The organism is Actinomyces slackii (assembly GCF_900637295.1).
Lineage (GTDB): Bacteria > Actinomycetota > Actinomycetes > Actinomycetales > Actinomycetaceae > Actinomyces > Actinomyces slackii.
The window spans coordinates 791,937-808,281 of sequence record NZ_LR134363.1 but is presented as its reverse complement, the minus strand read 5'-3'; the positions used below and the strand labels follow the sequence as shown (position 1 = coordinate 808,281).

Below are 16,345 nucleotides of genomic sequence, written 5' to 3'. Positions count from 1 at the left end.
CCTCCCTCATTCCTCCATGGCGCTGAACAGGTCGGGCTCGTCGGGATCACCATCGGGCACCTCGGGGTTATCCGCCGCATGATGCTCGCCGCCCTCCGCGGCACCGGTCTCAGCCGCACCGTCTCCTGGCGCTGCCGGACCCGGCCCGGCCTCGGCATCAACCCCGGGAGCCCCGGCGACCTCAGCAGCCTCGGCAGCCTCAGCAGCCTTAGGGACCCCGGAGACGCCCGAGGCCCCTGCGGGCACAGAACCGCCATCGATCTCCTCGAAGAGCACAAGCGAGAGCCGCGAGTCCGAGCCCTCCTCGTTGTTCGTCACCATGGCCGCGCCGCCCACATGCTCCTCCAGGGTCTGGAGCATCTTCATGGGCGTGGCCAGGAGCAGCTGGAAGCCGAATCCGGCGAACACGTCCAGGCCGGCGCGCGTGAAGGCGACGTCGGTCTTGTCGAAGGCCTCATCGAGGACCACCAGGGCGTAGCCGGGCACGGCCGCGTCGGCCTCGGTCAACTGGTAGCGCAGAGCCGCCGCCAGGCAGAACACGACGAGCTTCTGCCGCTGACCGCCCGAGAGCCCCGAGGCCCCCTCGTAGTAGTTGACGGGCCTGCCGGTCTCATCGCGCTCCACGGCGGTGAAGGACACGTGCAGGCGGGTGTCAAGCACCTGAGTGCGCCAGGTGGCATCGCGCGGGTCGGAGGAGGCCAGTCGCGTCATGACGCGGCGCAGCCGATCGAAGCGGGCCTCCGCCTCCTCGCGAGTCTCCTCGGCCAGATCCAGGGTGCCAGTCGAGATGGCCGCCAGATCCGCCAGGAAGTCGGTGACCACGGGCAGGCGCCGCTCGGCGACCTCGATGCGCAGGTGGCGCCCCGGCGAGTACTCCGCTGCCGCCAGCGCATCGTTGACCGGTCCGATCCTGGCGCGCACCTGGCTGGCGGCCCGGCGCACCTCGTTGGCGAGCTGCCCGACGTTCTGGCGCGTCTGGGAGGCCAGCAACTCGGCGAAGCGCCGCTCGTGGCGGGGCAGGTCGTCGCGGCGCAGCTCCTCCAGGCGATCGAGGTGGTCGGGAAGATAGTCGATGCGCGGCAGCATCTGGCCGCGGGCGACCGGCCACCGCTCGGCGTACTGGGTCATGGCCCGCTCGACGGCGCCCACTGCCTGGGTCTCACGGCGCACGGCGGCCTCGCGCTCGCGCGAGAGCTCCCGGGTGACGGCACTGGCCACGCCCGCCAGCTCGTCGAGGCCCAGGTGGCGGCCGTGGGCGTGGAAGCGGGCGTTGAGCTCCTCGGTCAGCGACGGCGTGTCCGACGGCGCCGTCTGGCTCTCGCCCTCCTCGCGCTCCAGCCGCTCGCGCAGGGCCTCGGCCTCCTGGGCGCGGGTGTCGCGCAGGTGCTCGCTCTCCGCGAGGCGCGAGCGCAGGGCCACATGGTTCTCGCGAGCCTCGTCCTCCACCTGAGCGGCGGCCTCCAGGCGGGCCTCGAGCTCGGCGAGCTCCGGGGTGTCCTCACGCAGGCGCTCGCAGCGGCGACGCAGCGCCTCCATGCGGGCCGCGGCACTGGTGACATCCACGTCCTGCCATCGGGTCTCGCGTGCGCGCAGGCAGGCATCGCGCCGGGAGCGCAGGGCGACGGCCCGCCCAGTGAGCTCATCGCGCCGGGCCTCAGCGGCCTCCTGGCGGGCGCGCAACTCGGAGACCTCCTGGGCGATCTGCTCCAGCCGGTCGCGCGCGTCCACGCCGATCGTCCAGGTGCGCGGGTCGGCAAGATCTCGGCGGTCGTCCTTGACGTGGGCGGTGCGCGAGCTCTTGACCTGGCCGGCGCGGGTCACGCCCCGCTCGATGCCGACCAGGGCGCCGGCATCCTCAACGCACCGGTGGTCGAAGCGGCGCAGCAGCTCGGCGTTGAGCCAGTCGGCGAGCCCGTCCCCGATGCCGGCGCGCGCTCCTCCTGCGCCCGGCACCGGCTCGATCTTGCGGGCCACGGCGTCGGCAGGCACCCCCGAGGGCGCGGTAACCGGCAGCATCCGGTCGTAGGACAGTCGCGCCCCCAACCGGTGGGAGTCGACCGCCTGGGCGACCTGCCGGTAGAGGTGGTCGGGCACGAGCAGGTGCCGGGCGAAGCCGGAGGCCACGGCCTCGATGGCGGCGCGCCAGTTCTCCTCGCCCTCCACGATGCGCAGGACCTCCCCGGCGAAGGGCAGCACGGAGCTCGGCTGGCCGATCGCCTCGGCGATGAGGCGGCGGGCCTCCAGCAGCGGACGGGGCATGGCTGAGCCGGTGGCGGTCACCTGCTCGGCGTCGGCGCGCAGCTCGGCAAGCCGGCTCCGCAGGCGCTCGAGCTCGACGACCAGGGCGGCCTCAGCCTCACTCAGAGCCTTCAGGTCCTGGTCGATCCGAGTCTCCTCGCGTCCCAGCGCCTGGACGAGCTCGTCAAAGGCGGCGTCGTCATCGGGAACCTCAGCCTCAAGAACCGCCAGGGCCGCCGCGAGGGAGCGGCGCTGGTCCTGGGCTCGGGCCAGGTCATGCTCGGCGGACTCCAGGCGGGCGGTGGCCTCCCCGAGCTCCGCGCCGCCGGCCCCCTGCCGCGCCACGGCCAGGTCCCGATGGGCGGCGCGGGCCTCATCCTCCGCCAGGGCCGCCCGGCGCACCTCAGCGCTCAGGGCCGCGGCGGCCTGGGCGGCCTTGTCCCGCTCGACTTCCAGGCGCTCCAGGCGCAGGCGCTGCGCGTGGTGCTCGACGGCGGCCGCGAGCGCACTGGTGCGCTTCTGCTCGGCGCGGGCCTCGGTGATGGTCCGGTCATGGTCCGCCAGCGGCCCCAGGACCTGCTCCTGCTCGCGGGCGGTGACGACTGAGGCGTGGGCGTCGCGCAGCTCGGAGAACTGCTCGACGGCGGCGTTCGCCTGGTCAAAAGTGGCAGGGGTGTCCAGCATGAAGTCACGCAGGAGCGTGTCCAGGCTGGTCAGGGACTTGGCGGCCTGGGTGCGGTGCAGGAGCCGCTGGGCGACCTCACTGGCCAGGCCCAGGCGCCTGCGGAAGGAGGCGGCGAAGGCATCGTACTTGTCGAACAGGCGCAGGCGCTCCCCCAGGTCACGGCGGATGGCGCGCCGGTCGATGCCACTGGCCACGTAGGGCATGAGCTCGTCCAGGTCGAGGTCGCCCTCGGCCAGGATGAGGGCCTGGGAGATGGCGTCCCCGGCGGCGCCGGAGGCCTTGGCGTGGAAGAGTCGCACGAGGGTCAGGCGCTCGGCGGGCTCCGCGCTGGCGAAGGTCAGTGCGATCCCGGAGCGGGTGGCGCCCTGCCGCAGGTAGTCGGTGGAGATCTCGCCGGTCGCGGGGTCGGGGCTGCGGCGGTAGGCGCCGCGCACGTAGCTGAGCACGGTGCGGGCGCGGTCGCTGCCACCGGAGTCCTGGGCGGCGGCGTTGAAGCGCAGGTTCTTGGCGGGCACGAGCACGGCCGCCAGGGCGTCCAGGAGGGAGGACTTGCCCGATCCCGACGGGCCGGTGAGCACCAGGCCGCGGCGGGGCACGGGCAGGTCGTGGTAGCCGCCGAAGGTGCCCCAGTTGTGGACCTGGACCCGGGCCAGGCGGTGCTGAGCGGCGGTGGGGTCCGCGGGGGCGGCGGGGCGGCGGCTCACTGATCCTCCTCGTCCGGGTCGGCTGCACCGTCCGCATCGTCCGGGTCGGAGCCCTCTGCCCCGGCTCCCGCTGCGGCGGGTCCCTCCGCCCCGGCGTCGTCCCCCAGCATGCGGCGGTACTCGCGGGCCACGGCGGCCACCTCGTCGGGCCCGAAGACCAGCGCGAGGATCGGGGAGATCTCGTAGCGCTCGCCCACTGAGGTCTCGCGCAGCAGGGAGGCCTTGAGCATCTTGGAGACCGAGGCGCTGACGCGCTTGTCGAAGCCGGACTCATCGGTGGAGGTGCGGGGGCGGTAGACGCGCAGGTGGTCGAGCAGCTCCTCGCGGTCCACGAAGGCGCGCTGGCCCGCGGCGGGCACGCGCAGCAGCAGGGTGCGCAGGTGCAGCAGGAGGGCGGTGTCGATGAAGGTCAGGGGCATGGTGCGCACGACGGACGGGGCGGCGCCGGTGGGGTCATCGGCGTTGCGCACGAAGGCCAGGCCCGTCTCGCGGTCGATGACGAGCGCCAGGAACATATCCGCCAGGTGCCGTTGGACGACGGCCTCATCACTCATGAGGGCGTTCCACAGGTCCGGCTGGCGCTCGGCGGACAGGTACGGGCCCTGGACCAGGCGCACGATGGCACGGCGCGTGTCGCGTGGCAGGGCTCCGGCATCGCCGTCCCACAGGGCGCCCGGCGCCAGGGAGGCGGGGTCGCGATCAGGCTCTGCAGGCTCTGGGGCAAGAGCATCGGGCGCCTGGGCCGCGGTCGCCTCGGCGGAGCCGGGCACCGCCTGCGCGTCAGCCGCGGAAGGGGCGCTGCGGAGGTCGTCACTCACGGAAGGATCCTCTCACCGGCGGGCGGTGTCGTCCGCCGCGCTCATGAGCAGGCGGGGGATGGTGGCGCTGCGGTGGGTGCCCGCCTCGGAGACCCAGGCGACGCACTCGACGGGGGCGGCGGCCTCCCGGTCCGCGGTGGCGGTGACGCCGTCGGCCCCATCGACCGGCTCGACCGCGAGGACCGCGCCGCGCTCGCGAGCCAGGAGCAGCAGGCCGATGACGCTGGCCAGGCCCTGGGTGGCGGGGTGGTCGGCCAGGATCTCGCCGATGGTGGCCACGCCGCGGGCCGCCAGGCTCGCCTCGATGGACTCGCCGAGCTCGGCCAGGTCGATCTCACTGGCCCGCACGACCTCCCTCATGGCCTCCAGGTCCAGGTCGGCGACGTCGTGGCGCACGACCTCCTCGGCAACCCGAGCGTCGGCGGGGTTGTGCAGGCGCCACGAGCCGATGCTCCCCAGGCTCATGCCGGTCAGGTCCAGGGCCGTGCTCATGCGCCGAATCGGGGAGGTGGTGGCGGCGGCGCGGGCCGCGAGCGCCTGGGCGCGGGCGAGCTCCTCGGCCAGGCGGCGGTGCTCCTCGAAGGCGCGCGACTGAACGAAGCGCCTCAGGGAGCGGGAGAAGCCGGTCATGGTCTGGCGGACGTTGGCGGACTCGGTGGACAGGGTCCCGCGCCAGTGGCGCAGGTAGCGGCGATCGGCGTCGGGCAGGAGATCGACGAAGGGGCGGGCCAGGACCTCGTCGAGGTGGTCGTCGAGGCGGGCTGAGGCCTCCGGGTCCTGGAAGAGCTCGAGGAAGGCGAGGAATGAGCGGCCCGCCTCGGAGGACTCGATGCGGTCGACGCCGCGAAAGACGTCGTCCAGCACCTCACCGCGTGAGCCGGGCATCTCGATGATGCGCTCGCGCAGGGAGCGGTTGAGCGCGATCAGCTCGGCGCGCACGCGGGAGAAGTCCCCGGGGACCTGCTCGGCCAGGGCGAGGATCTCGGCGAGGCGCTCGGCGCCCTCAGCGCCGCCGACTGGCTGGGTCTGGCCGGACTCGACGCGCTCGATCTCGGCGTCGATGGCGTCGCGCTGAGCGCGCAGGGCGGCCAGCCGGCCCTCGACAGAGGGGTCGGAGTCACGGACCAGGGCGTCGAGCTGGGAGGCGATGGTGGTCAGGCGCGACTGGGTGACGGCGGGGCGGGGGCGCTCGACCTGGGCGAGGTAGCGCAGAGCGGCCTCGGCGGGGGCGGAGAGCTCGTAGGTCTCCTCACGGCCGCCTGCCATAGTGGTGCGCACGAGGATGCCCTGGCTGCGCCACTGGTCGCAGTAGGTGCGGGCGGTCACGCTCTCGCCGAGCTCGACGCCGGCCTCCCGCAGGGCCGCGAGATCCTCCTCGATGAGGGCGTGCAGGTCGGCGGCGGGCAGGCGACGGACCTGGCCGCCCAGGTGCGCGGCCAGGACTGCGGCGGCAACGTGGGTGCGGTCCAGGCGCAGCAGGCGCAGGCCGGCGTCGGCATCCGGTCCGGTGCTCAGGCGGTGCAGCTCCAGGGCGGAGGCGACAACGCCGGTGGTCCGGGGCATGGGCACCTCCTGGTGCGTGGGGTCAGAGGCGGTTACGGCGCCATGGGCCATTGCGGCGCCGGCCAAGGCGGACCGGCCAAGGCGGCGCCGGCGAGCACGTGTCCTGGCCAGGATCGGTTGGCTGTGGCCCGCGCTTTGACACACCCTACGCGGGCGGTGGCGCCTCGTGGAGTTCGATGCCCGGGCCACCGGCCTGCCTGGCCGCAGCCCGGCGCCGGACTTGGTGGGGCGGCGCCGTCGGGGGCAGGCTGTCCTCATGAGCACACATGACAAACCCGCACCTCCCATTGCTCTGGCCATCGCGGGGAGCGAGGCGAGCGGCGGCGCCGGCGCCCAGACCGACCTCAAGACCTTCCAGCAGCTGGGCGTCTACGGCTGCGTGGCGCTGACCTGCATCGTGTCCATGGATCCCAAGAACGACTTCGACCACCGGGTCGTGGGCATTGAGCCGCAGGTCATCCTCGATCAGATCGAGGCCAATGTGGGCGTGCACGCCGGCATCGACGCCGTCAAGATCGGCATGCTCGGCTCGCTGCCCGTCATCGAGGCGGTTGATGAGGCCCTGGGCCGCTACGCCCTGCCCACCGTGGTCCTCGACCCGGTCCTGGTGTGCAAGGGCCAGGAGTTCGCCGGCGCCAAGGCGGTGGACGACGCCCTGCGCTCCAAGATCCTGCCGCGCGCCACGATGACGACGCCCAACCTCTTCGAGACCGCCACGCTGGCCGGCGTCGAGGAGATCACCACCGTTGAGGCGCTCAAGGACGCCGCCAAGCGCATCCACGACCAGGGCGTGCCCAATGTCCTGGCCAAGGCCGGCCCGTCGCTGGGCACCGGCACGGCCCTGGACGTCTTCTACGACGGCACCACCCTGGAGGTCCTCGAGGTCCCCGCCGTGGGCACCGAGCGGGTCCACGGCGCCGGCTGCACGCTGGCGGCCGCGGTGACCGCCGAGCTCGCCAAGGGGGCCACGCCCCTGGAGGCCGCCGTCACCGCCAAGGATGTGGTCGCCGCCTCCATCGGCATGCGCGGCAACATCCCCTTCCCCTACGTGTATCAGGGCTGGTACTCGGCCTGACGCAGCGCCGGAGCACGAAGCCTGCCGAGGATCCCGCCACTCCTTCCTTGCCGAGACCGACGACTGTCGGTCTCGGCAAGGATGCAGGAGTGTACGACTGACGCAGGACGCGCTGGGGCTGGGACGACACCTGGTCGGTGACAACCGCAAGAAGCGATGGCAAGATATCCGCATGAGGTTGACGCTGGCGATCGACGACGGGGAGCTCCCCTTGGTGCGGGAGCGTTTCACCCGCGATGGCGTCTCGACCAGTCAGTCACCACTGATCTCACGCAGAAAGGTCTTGGAGCGAATCACGTTCTCAGCGCGCGCCGATTCCCAACTTTCTCACCGCCATAGGGATTTATCAACCACCCGCCATCCACTAGAACGCACAACGCAGTGCCAGGACGACAATCAATAGAGATCAACAGCAACTGTCCATTTTCAATGCACTAATACTCCAAGACCATCAAGAAAGTTACACCACATCTCTTAGCACATAGTTGAGACCCCACAATTCAGCTAATCGACTCCCATAGCAACAGCATCCATATCCCATATAAATATCCTCTGACACAACCTCCCCCCTCAAGGAAGATTCCCTATGTCGCATACCTTCGAGGACTCGTTGACGATTCTCGCTAAAGCGCGATTCCCCATCCTCTATATCGAGACCTACGAGGAACAGCGGGCGCTTGCCAGCATTCACGCCACGCTTGGGCCGGGAGGCCGCCTCCCATCCCCTCGGCCAGTCCACACATGGAGTTGCAGCACTGGTCTGGTTGGGCCCGACGGTCGCACCGTGACAGGAACAACAGACCCCATGCATGCATTGGATGCCGCGTGTCGATTCAACGAAGCCGCCACCTTCGTCTTCCTGGACCTTCATGCGCATCTGGGAACAAACTCCATTCCGGCACCTCCCAACGTCGTGCGACGTCTCCGCGAGGTCGCCGCAGTATTCAAGAACGGCAGTCTTCGACGCACACTCATCCTCATCGCGCCATCCTTGTGCATTCCATCTGACCTTGAGAAAGAAATCCACTTGATGGATTTTCCTCTTCCCGCGAAGAACGACATTCGTCTCATCTTGGATACCCTAATCCGAGACAACGCGGCCTCCGGTCTGCAGGTTGATTTGAGCGAAGAGGACAAGGACCGCCTGGTCGGAGCTGCCGTTGGTCTCACGACCACGGAGACAGAAGGCGCGCTCGCCTATGCCATGGCCGAAGACGGCAGGCTCGACGCCTCCGACATCGAGATCGTCCTCAAGGAGAAGAAGCAGGCTGTACGTAAAGGCGGTCTACTGGAGTACGTCGACTCCGAAGGCGATTTAAACCAGGTCGGTGGGCTGGAGAACCTCAAGCGCTGGCTGGATCGACGCAGTAATTCCTGGCTCACCGAGGCGAAGCAGTACGGAATCAAGGCGCCCCGTGGTGTTCTCATCACAGGAGTACCCGGATGTGGAAAGTCGTTGACCGCCAAGGCTGTTGCCTCCACGTGGCAACTGCCTCTGCTCAGACTCGACATCGGCAAACTGTTCTCGGGCCTAGTCGGGTCTTCAGAGTCCAACCTGCGCAGCGCCATTCGCTCAGCTGAGAGCGCAGCCCCGGCAGTTTTGTGGGTCGATGAGATTGAGAAGGGATTTGCAGGGATCAACGGCGCGGCTGACTCCGGAACCTCAACTCGAGTCTTCGGCTCGTTCCTCACCTGGATGCAGGAGAAACGGTCAAACGTATTCGTTATCGCAACATCGAACAATGTCGAAGCACTTCCCCCGGAACTGCTCCGCAAAGGCCGATTTGACGAAATCTTTTTCGTCGATCTGCCATCCGCGAAGGAGCGTGCCGACATCTGGCATCTGCATATCTCTAAGCACGTTCTTACTGCTCCCCGTCACGCTTCTTTCAACCCGAGCAGAGCACTTCTCAACCGCCTCATCCAAGAATCCCAAGGTTTCTCAGGAGCGGAGATTGAGCAAGCCATTAACGATGCACTGTTTGATGCTTTCAGCGAGAGGCGCCCCCTTGTCGGACAAGATCTCCTCAATGCGGTCGAACGGACCGTGCCGCTTAGTGTCACGCAAGCCGAACAACTGGATGCGGTGCGAGCCTGGGCTCGGCCGCGAGCGGTCTCCGCGTCCAACGATCTAAGAACTGCGCCGGCGCGCACAGGTACCGTGCCACCCATGACATCATCCAGTCAGGCACCCCCGCCGCCCGACTTCCCATCAACAATGACCGGCTCAGCAGGTCGACACGTGGAGTTCTAAAAACATCATGAGTCTGACAGTCACCATCGTCCCTCTCGCCGCCGCTCTATTTGCCGCAGGTAAGGCCATTAGTGAAGGTAAGGCCCGTCCAGCTGCTCAGGATCCCTCTCAGATGTACGTTCAAACACGTATGAGCGATCCTGCGCTATTGGCTGGAGCTCTTCGGAGCCTTGGCCTCAACTGTCACTGGGAGACCTCGAACAATCTGAGAGTCTCCACAAGGCACAGGTCGGCTATTCTGGCCCGCGACAACTCTTCAGGTGTGTGGGTCGCGCGCTTTGCTGAAGGCTGGGCACTCGATGAAGCGCAGTCGTTTATCGCTGATCTCGACCACGCATATGGGCTACAGGTTCAAGACTCTGTGTTACGTAAACTGCGTGCGCGTGCGCCTGAACTCGGCATGCGCGTCGAGGAGCAAACTCGCGGCCATGAGCAACATGTCACTCTCGTCCTGACTGATGACCGTCGAGTCGACATGTCGGTAGACAGCCGAGGGGAAGTCCGTGCCGAGACTGTCGGCTTCACTGGTCATTCATGTCTGTCGCAGATCCCAGTGTTAGAGAAGCTTGTTGACGGACACGCTACCGAGAGCTCATTCACTTCCGCCTACGCCGCGCAACTTCAGAACATCACCCAGGAGAACACTGTTGCAACCCGACAGAATTGACGCTGCCATCTCTCGTCGTCCTCTGATCTGGCGCCTTGGTCACTCGGCTTGGATTCTGGTCATTGCAGGTAGTCTAGGTTTATTTGCTTTCGCCGGATGGCTCTGGGCAGGAAGCAAGGTGGGGACGCGACGCATGTGGATCATCGCATCGTTGTGGATCGCAGCCAGTGTTGTCATGTGGATTACTTTCGGAGGAGCCGAGAGTAATCCGACACTCGATCGCCTATCCAAAGGCGCCTTCGGCTCGGTGCTCATTCTGCTTGTCTGGATTGTCGGCACTATTCACGCACTATTCCTACGTCGCAGTGTCTTGCGAGCCGTAGCCGCGCGAGAGGAAAGGCTGAGGTTATTAGTGAATGGCTCAATACCATCCCATCAAGGCTATGCAACAATCACTCAGGTCCAGGCGACTCCACCTCGAGTATGCGCTCCTGGTTATCCCCAGTATTCTACCGCACGGCTAGTCCCGACATCCCAACCAGGCACGTCAGCTTCTCCGGCAAACTTTCACCACTTTCCCCCACAGCCAGCATCGTCCCGTTGGGCACCAGTACAGTCTGTACAACCTACACCCTCATCTGCACCAGGATCTTTTTCAGCACAGCCATCGAATGTTAGTCACAGCCATGCACCACATGGTGGTTTCGCACCCATTGATGTCAACACCGCCACTCGTGATCAGTTGATGGGACTGCCATCGTTAGACGCGGCCGCAGTCGATCGGATTCTTCGTGCGCGACAAGACTGTGGTGGATTCACAGACCTGGATCATCTAGTTGTCACCTCTTCTCTCCAGCCACATCAGTTGATTGCGCTGACCGAGCGAGTGTCCTTCAGCCCGCTTGCCCCGAACACCTCAAAACCCCCCACTTCGACCGGGCGCTTGCTCGACCTATAGATCGGAGGCGTTTACACATGGGTGAGGGTGCTACTATCGCACTGGCGCGGCTTATTGAGCAAACGGCCGCCGAAGGACCAGGCTGGAGAACTGCGATTTGGGTCCAGGGCTGCAGCATCCGCTGCGCAGGTTGTTTCAACCCAGATCTTTGGGGACACCATGGGGGCACTCCAACTCAGGTATCAGATATACTAGACCGCTTGCCGAGCAGCATCGAGGGAATCACACTACTCGGAGGAGAACCTTTCGAGCAGGCAGAGCCACTTGCCGCGTTAGCTAAGGAAGTTCGCGACCGAGACATGAGCGTCATGACCTTCACAGGATTTTTGCGGGAGGATCTTGAGGCATCTAATGATGCTAGCGTTCGTGCACTTCTCTCCCACACCGACCTTCTCGTGGACGGCCCTTTCGATGCTCAGCGGCTGGACACAGTCAGACCCTGGGTAGGTTCAACCAATCAGCGTTTTCATGCGCTGACCCCGCGATACGTCGATCTTGTCGCACAACTTCCAGCAATACCCGACCGACTGGAAATCCACGTTTCACCGACGGGCACTCTCGAAATCAATGGATGGGCATCTCCGGCCGTTCTCGAAGCGCTACTCAGCGATCTGTGAGTTTACGTCCAGCATTGGTTCCGCAGTAGGTGCGTGGAGGACCGGCGCTGCCTGAGCCGAGCGACCACGCAGACGGACGGACATGCCGCAATTCTCGGAAGTTCTCGTGCTTGGAGCAGTGGGCACACCTTCCACTTCCTAACCGGTTGTCAGTCTCTCTGGTATGCAGTTAGTCTGTATACCATGAGCGCCGCCACCGCCCGCCTCCTGCACGGCTTCCTGGAGACCTGCCTGCTCTCCCTCCTGGCCGACCACCCCGACTACGGCCTGGGTCTGGGCCAGCGCCTGGAGGCTGCCGGCCTGGGCCCACTGCCCGGCGGCACCCTCTACCCCGCGCTGCTGCGCCTGGAGAAGCGGGGCCTGGTGGCCGTGACCTGGCAGCCCTCAGCCTCCGGCCCCGCCCGCAAGTACTTCACCCCCACCCCCGCAGGCCACGATGAGCTGGCCGCCCGCCGCGAGGAGTGGCGCTCCTTCTCCTCCACCCTCGGCGAGATCATCGAGGGCGCCGCCCGGGCCGACGTCGCAGCCCCTCCCCCGCGATCCACCGCCTCCACGCGGGGGGCGTCCCGCTCATGAGCGCCACCCCGCCCAGCACCCTGTGGTACGCCTCCCTGGCCGCCGAGCTCGACGCCGTCGGCGTGGCCGCCGCGGAGGCCGGCCGGCTCCTGGAGGCCACGCGCGCCGAGGCGGAGGCCGCGAGCGCCGACCCCGCCGCCATGTTCGGACCAGCGACCCTCTACGCCCGCGAGCTCGCCGGCGCCCTGCGCGCCGCCGAGCCGGCGCGCCGCCCCCTGGCCCCGGCACCGGCACCGGCACCGGAGGTGGTGCTGCGCCTGCGGGGCCTGACCGTCACCCGAGGCGGGCTCGGCGGCGGGCCCCGCCTGCTCGGCCGTCGTCGTCGCGCCGTCCTGAGGAACGTGGACCTGGAGCTGCGCCGCGGGGAGGTCGTGGCCGTCGTCGGGGCGAATGGGGCCGGTAAGTCCACGCTCATGCAGGTCTGCGCGGGCATGCTCGCCCCCACGGCCGGAACGGTCGAGCGCACGGGGCGCTTCGGCTACGCGCCCCAGCGCGACTGCCTGTCCCCGCTGCTGACGGTTGACGAGCACCTGGCGCTCTTCGGGGCGGCCCGCCGCCAGTCCCGACGCCGATCCACCACAACCGGTCACCGTCTCCTGTCGCGCCTGGGCTGGCGGGCGCGCGGGGCACAGCGGCTGGGGACGCTCTCGGGCGGCACCCAGCAGAAGGTCAACCTGGCCCTGGCCCAGCTCGACGCCCCCGACCTGCTCCTGCTCGACGAGCCCTACCAGGGCTTCGACACCTCGGCCTACGAGGAGCTGTGGGAGCTCATCGACGCCTGGCGTGCCACCAGCGGGATCCTGCTGGTCACGCATCTGCTGCGCGACGTCGGGCTCGTGGACCGCGTGCTTGAGCTGCCCAGCCCGGAGGTGGACCGATGACCCGGCTCGTCGCCCGCGTGACCCTGGCAGAGCTCGCCAGGCGCCGCGGCGCCCTGGCCCTGACCCTCCTGCTGCCGCTGAGCTTCTTCCTGGTGCGCCTCGACACCCACTGGACGGCGCTGCGGCTGCTGTCCATGGGGCTGGGGTGGGCGGTCGCGACTCTCACCCTGTTCACGCAGGTCTCCGCCCGGCGGCTGGACCGGCGCCTGGTGGTGGCCGGAGCCTCGCCGACGTCGATCCACGCCGGCCGGCACCTGGCGGTCCTCGCCCTGGGGTGGGCGGTGGGCCTGGCCTACGCGGGGCTGGCGGCCGTCACGATCGGGCAGGACCTGCACCGTCCGGAGGCGGTGACCGTCATGCTCCTGCTCACGACGGCGATCGCCGTGCCCCTGGGGTCGCTGGTCGCCTCGCTGGTGCCGCACGACCTGGAGGGGGCGCTGGCACTCCTGGGGATCATGGCGGTGCAGTTGCTCGTGGACCCGGCCGACTCCTGGACGCGCGTCCTGCCGCTGTGGTCGACGCGTGAGCTGGCGAGCTACATCGTCGAGCCGGCCGCGGGGGCGCAGTACCTGCGCGACGGCCTGGCCCACGGCGCCACCTATCTTCTGGTGCTGGCCCTCATGGGCTCGATCCTCGGCTGGCGCCGCCTGCGCCCCCGGCGGGTGCCGGGGGTCGCGCCGGTCGCCGGAGCGGGGGTGGCGGAGGCTTAGCCGGGCGAGCGGAGGCCGGCGGCGGGCTCAGTCCTCGGCTAAGCCGCCCGACGTCGCCGTCCTCCACCGTCAGGACGGGCAGCCGCGCAGGCGCACGGACAGGCAGGTCACGCAGCCCTCGAGCTTCTCGTACTCGGAGATGTCGACCTCGGTGACCTCATAGCCCCGGGAGCGGAACAGCTCTGCGGACTTGGGCGCATCGGCCGCCATGAGCAGCCGATCGCCGCCCAGCAGCACCACATGGGCCCCCGACTCCTCGGGCACGGCCAGGAAGCTCTCCCACACCGAGGCGTCGTCCACGAGCGGCTCGTAGCCGATGACCGTGCCGTCGGGCAGCGCCGTGACCGCGGACTTCAGGTGCAGCACCTTGGTCAGCGGCACGCCCACGACCCGCGCCCCCTGCTCGGCGAGAATCTCACCGAGTTGGCGCAGGCCCTCGGCGTTGGTGCGCCCGCCCTGGCCCACCCATACGGTGCCGCCGAACTTGAGCACGTCCCCGCCGTCGAGCGTGCCCGGCGCCTCGATGCGGCGCACCGTGTAGCCCAGGTCGCGCACGGCGCGCTCAGCGGCCTCGGTCTCGGGCTTGCGCTCATCGGCGCCCGGGCGCGTCACCACGGCCACATCCCCGTAGACGACGACGGCGTCCTCGATGAACACCGCATCGGGGCAGTCCGGCGCGGGCTCGACCTCGATGGTCCTCCAGCCGGCGGCCTCCAGGGCCTCCACATAGGCCTGCCACTGGCGCTGCGCCAGCTCCAGGTCCACCTCGCTGCGCTCGATATGCGTGACCAGGCCCTCGGCCAGGCGGGGTCCGGGACGGCGCACCAGCGCCGCGAAGATCTCGGTCTCCATGAGCATCTCCTTCGATGCGGCCCCGCGCACGCCAGGGCCAGATGTGATAGAAAACGTTCCTTGTATGCATCCTCATGCAGGTCACTGCATGGTTTGTGGATCCCCACTGTACTCGACGAGGAGACACCGGACATCATGGGCAACGACGCTCACCCATCCCCCGTGCCCCCGGCACAGCCCGCCGCGGCCGCATCGCGGACCAGCACCGGCCAGACTCCCCCGACCGACTCCGGGGCGGGCCTGCAGCGGACCCTCAAGGCCCGGCACGTCAACCTCATCGCCGTCGGCGGCGCCATCGGCACCGGCCTGTTCGTGGGCACGGGCGCCTCCATCTCCACGGCCGGGCCCGCCGGGGCGATCGTCTCCTACGGCCTGATCGGCCTGGCGATCTACTTCATGATGACGGCCCTGGGCGAGATGGTCACCCACCGTCCCGTGGCCGGGGCCTTCGAGACCTACACCGGGGAGTACGTGGAGCCGGCTGTGGGCTTCATGCTCGGGTGGACCTACTGGTACTCCTGCGCCATGACGATCGCCGTCGAGCTGGTTGCCACCTCCATCATCATGAAGTTCTGGTTCCCGGGCTCCCCCTCCCTGCTGTGGAGCGCCCTGTTCCTGGCGATCATCCTGGGGCTCAACCTGTTCTCCGCCAAGGCCTTCGGGGAGGCGGAGTTCTGGTTCGCCGGCATCAAGGTGGTCACCATCATCGTCTTCCTCGTCCTGGGGGTGGCCATGATCGTCGGGATCATGGGCGGCGCCAGCCCCGGCCTGGACAACTGGGTGGTCGGGGAGGCCCCCTTCGTCGGCGGCCTGGGCGGGACCCTCGGGGTGCTCATGGTCGCCGGGTTCTCCTTCATCGGCGTGGAGTCGGCGGCCGTGGCCGCCGGGGAGGCGGAGAACCCGCGGGTGACCATGCCCCGGGCCATCAACTCGGTGTTCTGGAGGATCCTGCTGTTCTACGTCGGTGCGATCGCTGTGGTCTCGACCCTCGTGGCCTACACCGACCCGAGCCTGCTGCAGGCCTCGGAGGAGAACATCGCCGCCAGCCCCTTCACCCTGGTCTTCAAGCGCGCCGGCCTGGCGGCCGCGGCGGCCGTCATGAACGCCGTCGTGCTGTCCTCGGTGCTCTCCGCCGGCAACTCGACGCTCTACATCGGCTCGCGCCTGCTGTACTCCATGGCCCACACGGGCCGCGCCCCGAGGATCTTCGCGCGCACCTCCGCGGCGGGGGTGCCGGTGGCCGGAGTCATCGCGACCGTGGGGATCTCGACGCTCGGCTTCCTGTCCTCCCTGGTGGGCGACTCGGTGGCCTACACCTGGTTCTACAACGCCACCGGCCTGACGGGCTTCATCGTCTGGGCCGGGGTGTGCGTGGCGCACCTGCGCTTCCGGGCGGCCTGGCGGGCCCAGGGCCGCAAGGATGAGGAGCTGGCCTACCGGGCCAAGCTCTACCCCGTGGGCACCTGGCTCTCCCTCATCGTCTTCCTGGGGGTCATCGCCGGCCAGGGCCTCAACCTCGCCCTGTCCGGCGAGTTCACCTGGTACGGGGTGCTGGTGGCCTATGTGGGGCTGCCGATCGCCGTCGCCCTGTGGCTGGGCTACAAGGTGGCGCGCCGCTCCCGCCTGGTGTCCCTGCGGCAGATGGACCTGTCCGCCTCCGACGTCGCCGAGTAGCGCCGTCGGGCAGGGTCGCTGAGCGGCGCCAAGCGGGGTCGCCGAGCGGGCGGCGCCCCGGGACGGCCCGGTGCGGCGGTTGTCGTCCGGCGGCCGGCGGCGCGCCCCGGGAGGCCAGGGCCCCGGGGGAGGC

Annotated in this window: 13 protein-coding genes; 9 read left to right on the top strand and 4 right to left on the bottom strand. The window is 68.7% G+C overall.

Going from position 1 to position 16,345, the window contains the following annotated elements; all coding sequences use genetic code 11:
* Positions 1-6 precede the first annotated feature (6 nt).
* From EL266_RS03305 to EL266_RS03295, 3 genes are read right to left on the bottom strand one after another with little or no spacing between them, the layout of a single operon-like run.
* On the bottom strand, positions 7-3,627 hold the full coding sequence (locus EL266_RS03305; RefSeq protein WP_051280956.1) for an ATP-binding protein: 3,621 nt from the start codon (positions 3,625-3,627) through the stop codon (positions 7-9).
* Positions 3,624-4,445, bottom strand: a complete 822-nt coding sequence (locus EL266_RS03300; RefSeq protein WP_232012100.1) for a DUF4194 domain-containing protein — start codon at positions 4,443-4,445, stop codon at positions 3,624-3,626. Before EL266_RS03300 ends, EL266_RS03305 begins: the two co-directional genes overlap by 4 nt.
* A 12-nt stretch (positions 4,446-4,457) precedes the next feature.
* Positions 4,458-6,008: a DUF3375 domain-containing protein gene (locus EL266_RS03295; RefSeq protein ID WP_034514627.1), complete on the bottom strand. Its 1,551-nt coding sequence runs from the start codon at positions 6,006-6,008 to the stop codon at positions 4,458-4,460.
* Between the two features lie 256 nt (positions 6,009-6,264).
* Between EL266_RS03295 and EL266_RS03290 the strand changes: the two genes are divergently transcribed.
* The 8 genes from EL266_RS03290 to EL266_RS03255 all read left to right on the top strand — a co-directional run bounded on the left by EL266_RS03290 (position 6,265) and on the right by EL266_RS03255 (position 13,686).
* Positions 6,265-7,083: a hydroxymethylpyrimidine/phosphomethylpyrimidine kinase gene (locus EL266_RS03290; protein WP_026426350.1), complete on the top strand. Its 819-nt coding sequence runs from the start codon at positions 6,265-6,267 to the stop codon at positions 7,081-7,083.
* A 586-nt stretch (positions 7,084-7,669) separates the two neighbouring features.
* Entirely contained in the window at positions 7,670-9,337 is a 1,668-nt protein-coding gene (locus EL266_RS03285; protein WP_034514626.1) for an AAA family ATPase, read from the top strand.
* Positions 9,338-9,344: 7 nt separating this feature from the next.
* The gene (locus tag EL266_RS03280) at positions 9,345-10,004 is read left to right on the top strand and encodes a DUF2997 domain-containing protein (RefSeq protein WP_084500467.1); all 660 of its coding nucleotides are present in this window, start codon (positions 9,345-9,347) and stop codon (positions 10,002-10,004) included.
* 133 nt (positions 10,005-10,137) lie between these two features.
* On the top strand, positions 10,138-10,902 hold the full coding sequence (locus EL266_RS14020; RefSeq protein WP_084500465.1) for a ComEA family DNA-binding protein: 765 nt from the start codon (positions 10,138-10,140) through the stop codon (positions 10,900-10,902).
* Positions 10,903-10,919: 17 nt separating this feature from the next.
* A complete protein-coding gene (locus EL266_RS03270) occupies positions 10,920-11,519 on the top strand; it encodes a 4Fe-4S single cluster domain-containing protein (RefSeq protein ID WP_034514625.1) in 600 nt (199 codons plus the stop codon).
* Between the two features lie 183 nt (positions 11,520-11,702).
* Positions 11,703-12,095, top strand: a complete 393-nt coding sequence (locus EL266_RS03265) for a PadR family transcriptional regulator (protein ID WP_051280955.1) — start codon at positions 11,703-11,705, stop codon at positions 12,093-12,095.
* Entirely contained in the window at positions 12,092-12,976 is an 885-nt protein-coding gene (locus EL266_RS03260; protein WP_026426349.1) for an ATP-binding cassette domain-containing protein, read from the top strand. The genes EL266_RS03265 and EL266_RS03260 overlap by 4 nt, the downstream gene beginning before the upstream one ends.
* Entirely contained in the window at positions 12,973-13,686 is a 714-nt protein-coding gene (locus EL266_RS03255) for a hypothetical protein (RefSeq protein WP_026426348.1), read from the top strand. The genes EL266_RS03260 and EL266_RS03255 overlap by 4 nt, the downstream gene beginning before the upstream one ends.
* 69 nt (positions 13,687-13,755) lie before the next feature.
* On the opposite strand, the gene ddaH is transcribed toward EL266_RS03255, so the two are convergent.
* Positions 13,756-14,538: a dimethylargininase gene (gene ddaH / locus EL266_RS03250; RefSeq protein WP_026426347.1), complete on the bottom strand. Its 783-nt coding sequence runs from the start codon at positions 14,536-14,538 to the stop codon at positions 13,756-13,758.
* Between the two features lie 135 nt (positions 14,539-14,673).
* Here ddaH and EL266_RS03245 point away from each other — a divergent pair, with 135 nt between their 5' ends.
* Positions 14,674-16,212 (top strand): amino acid permease, encoded by a 1,539-nt coding sequence (locus tag EL266_RS03245; protein WP_084500463.1) that lies wholly within the window; start codon positions 14,674-14,676, stop codon positions 16,210-16,212.
* Positions 16,213-16,345: the final 133 nt, after the last annotated feature.

What these genes read in the sequence shown, in the direction of transcription:
- EL266_RS03260 (WP_026426349.1), top strand. Translation starts at nt 12,092, where the DNA reads ATGAGCGCCACCCCGCCCAGCACCCTGTGGTACGCCTCCCTGGCCGCC.
- EL266_RS03280 (WP_084500467.1), top strand. Translation starts at nt 9,345, where the DNA reads ATGAGTCTGACAGTCACCATCGTCCCTCTCGCCGCCGCTCTATTTGCC.
- EL266_RS14020 (WP_084500465.1), top strand. Translation starts at nt 10,138, where the DNA reads ATGTGGATCATCGCATCGTTGTGGATCGCAGCCAGTGTTGTCATGTGG.
- EL266_RS03255 (WP_026426348.1), top strand. Translation starts at nt 12,973, where the DNA reads ATGACCCGGCTCGTCGCCCGCGTGACCCTGGCAGAGCTCGCCAGGCGC.
- EL266_RS03245 (WP_084500463.1), top strand. Translation starts at nt 14,674, where the DNA reads ATGGGCAACGACGCTCACCCATCCCCCGTGCCCCCGGCACAGCCCGCC.
- EL266_RS03270 (WP_034514625.1), top strand. Translation starts at nt 10,920, where the DNA reads ATGGGTGAGGGTGCTACTATCGCACTGGCGCGGCTTATTGAGCAAACG.
- EL266_RS03265 (WP_051280955.1), top strand. Translation starts at nt 11,703, where the DNA reads ATGAGCGCCGCCACCGCCCGCCTCCTGCACGGCTTCCTGGAGACCTGC.
- EL266_RS03285 (WP_034514626.1), top strand. Translation starts at nt 7,670, where the DNA reads ATGTCGCATACCTTCGAGGACTCGTTGACGATTCTCGCTAAAGCGCGA.
- ddaH (WP_026426347.1), bottom strand. Translation starts at nt 14,538, where the DNA reads ATGGAGACCGAGATCTTCGCGGCGCTGGTGCGCCGTCCCGGACCCCGC.
- EL266_RS03290 (WP_026426350.1), top strand. Translation starts at nt 6,265, where the DNA reads ATGAGCACACATGACAAACCCGCACCTCCCATTGCTCTGGCCATCGCG.
- EL266_RS03295 (WP_034514627.1), bottom strand. Translation starts at nt 6,008, where the DNA reads ATGCCCCGGACCACCGGCGTTGTCGCCTCCGCCCTGGAGCTGCACCGC.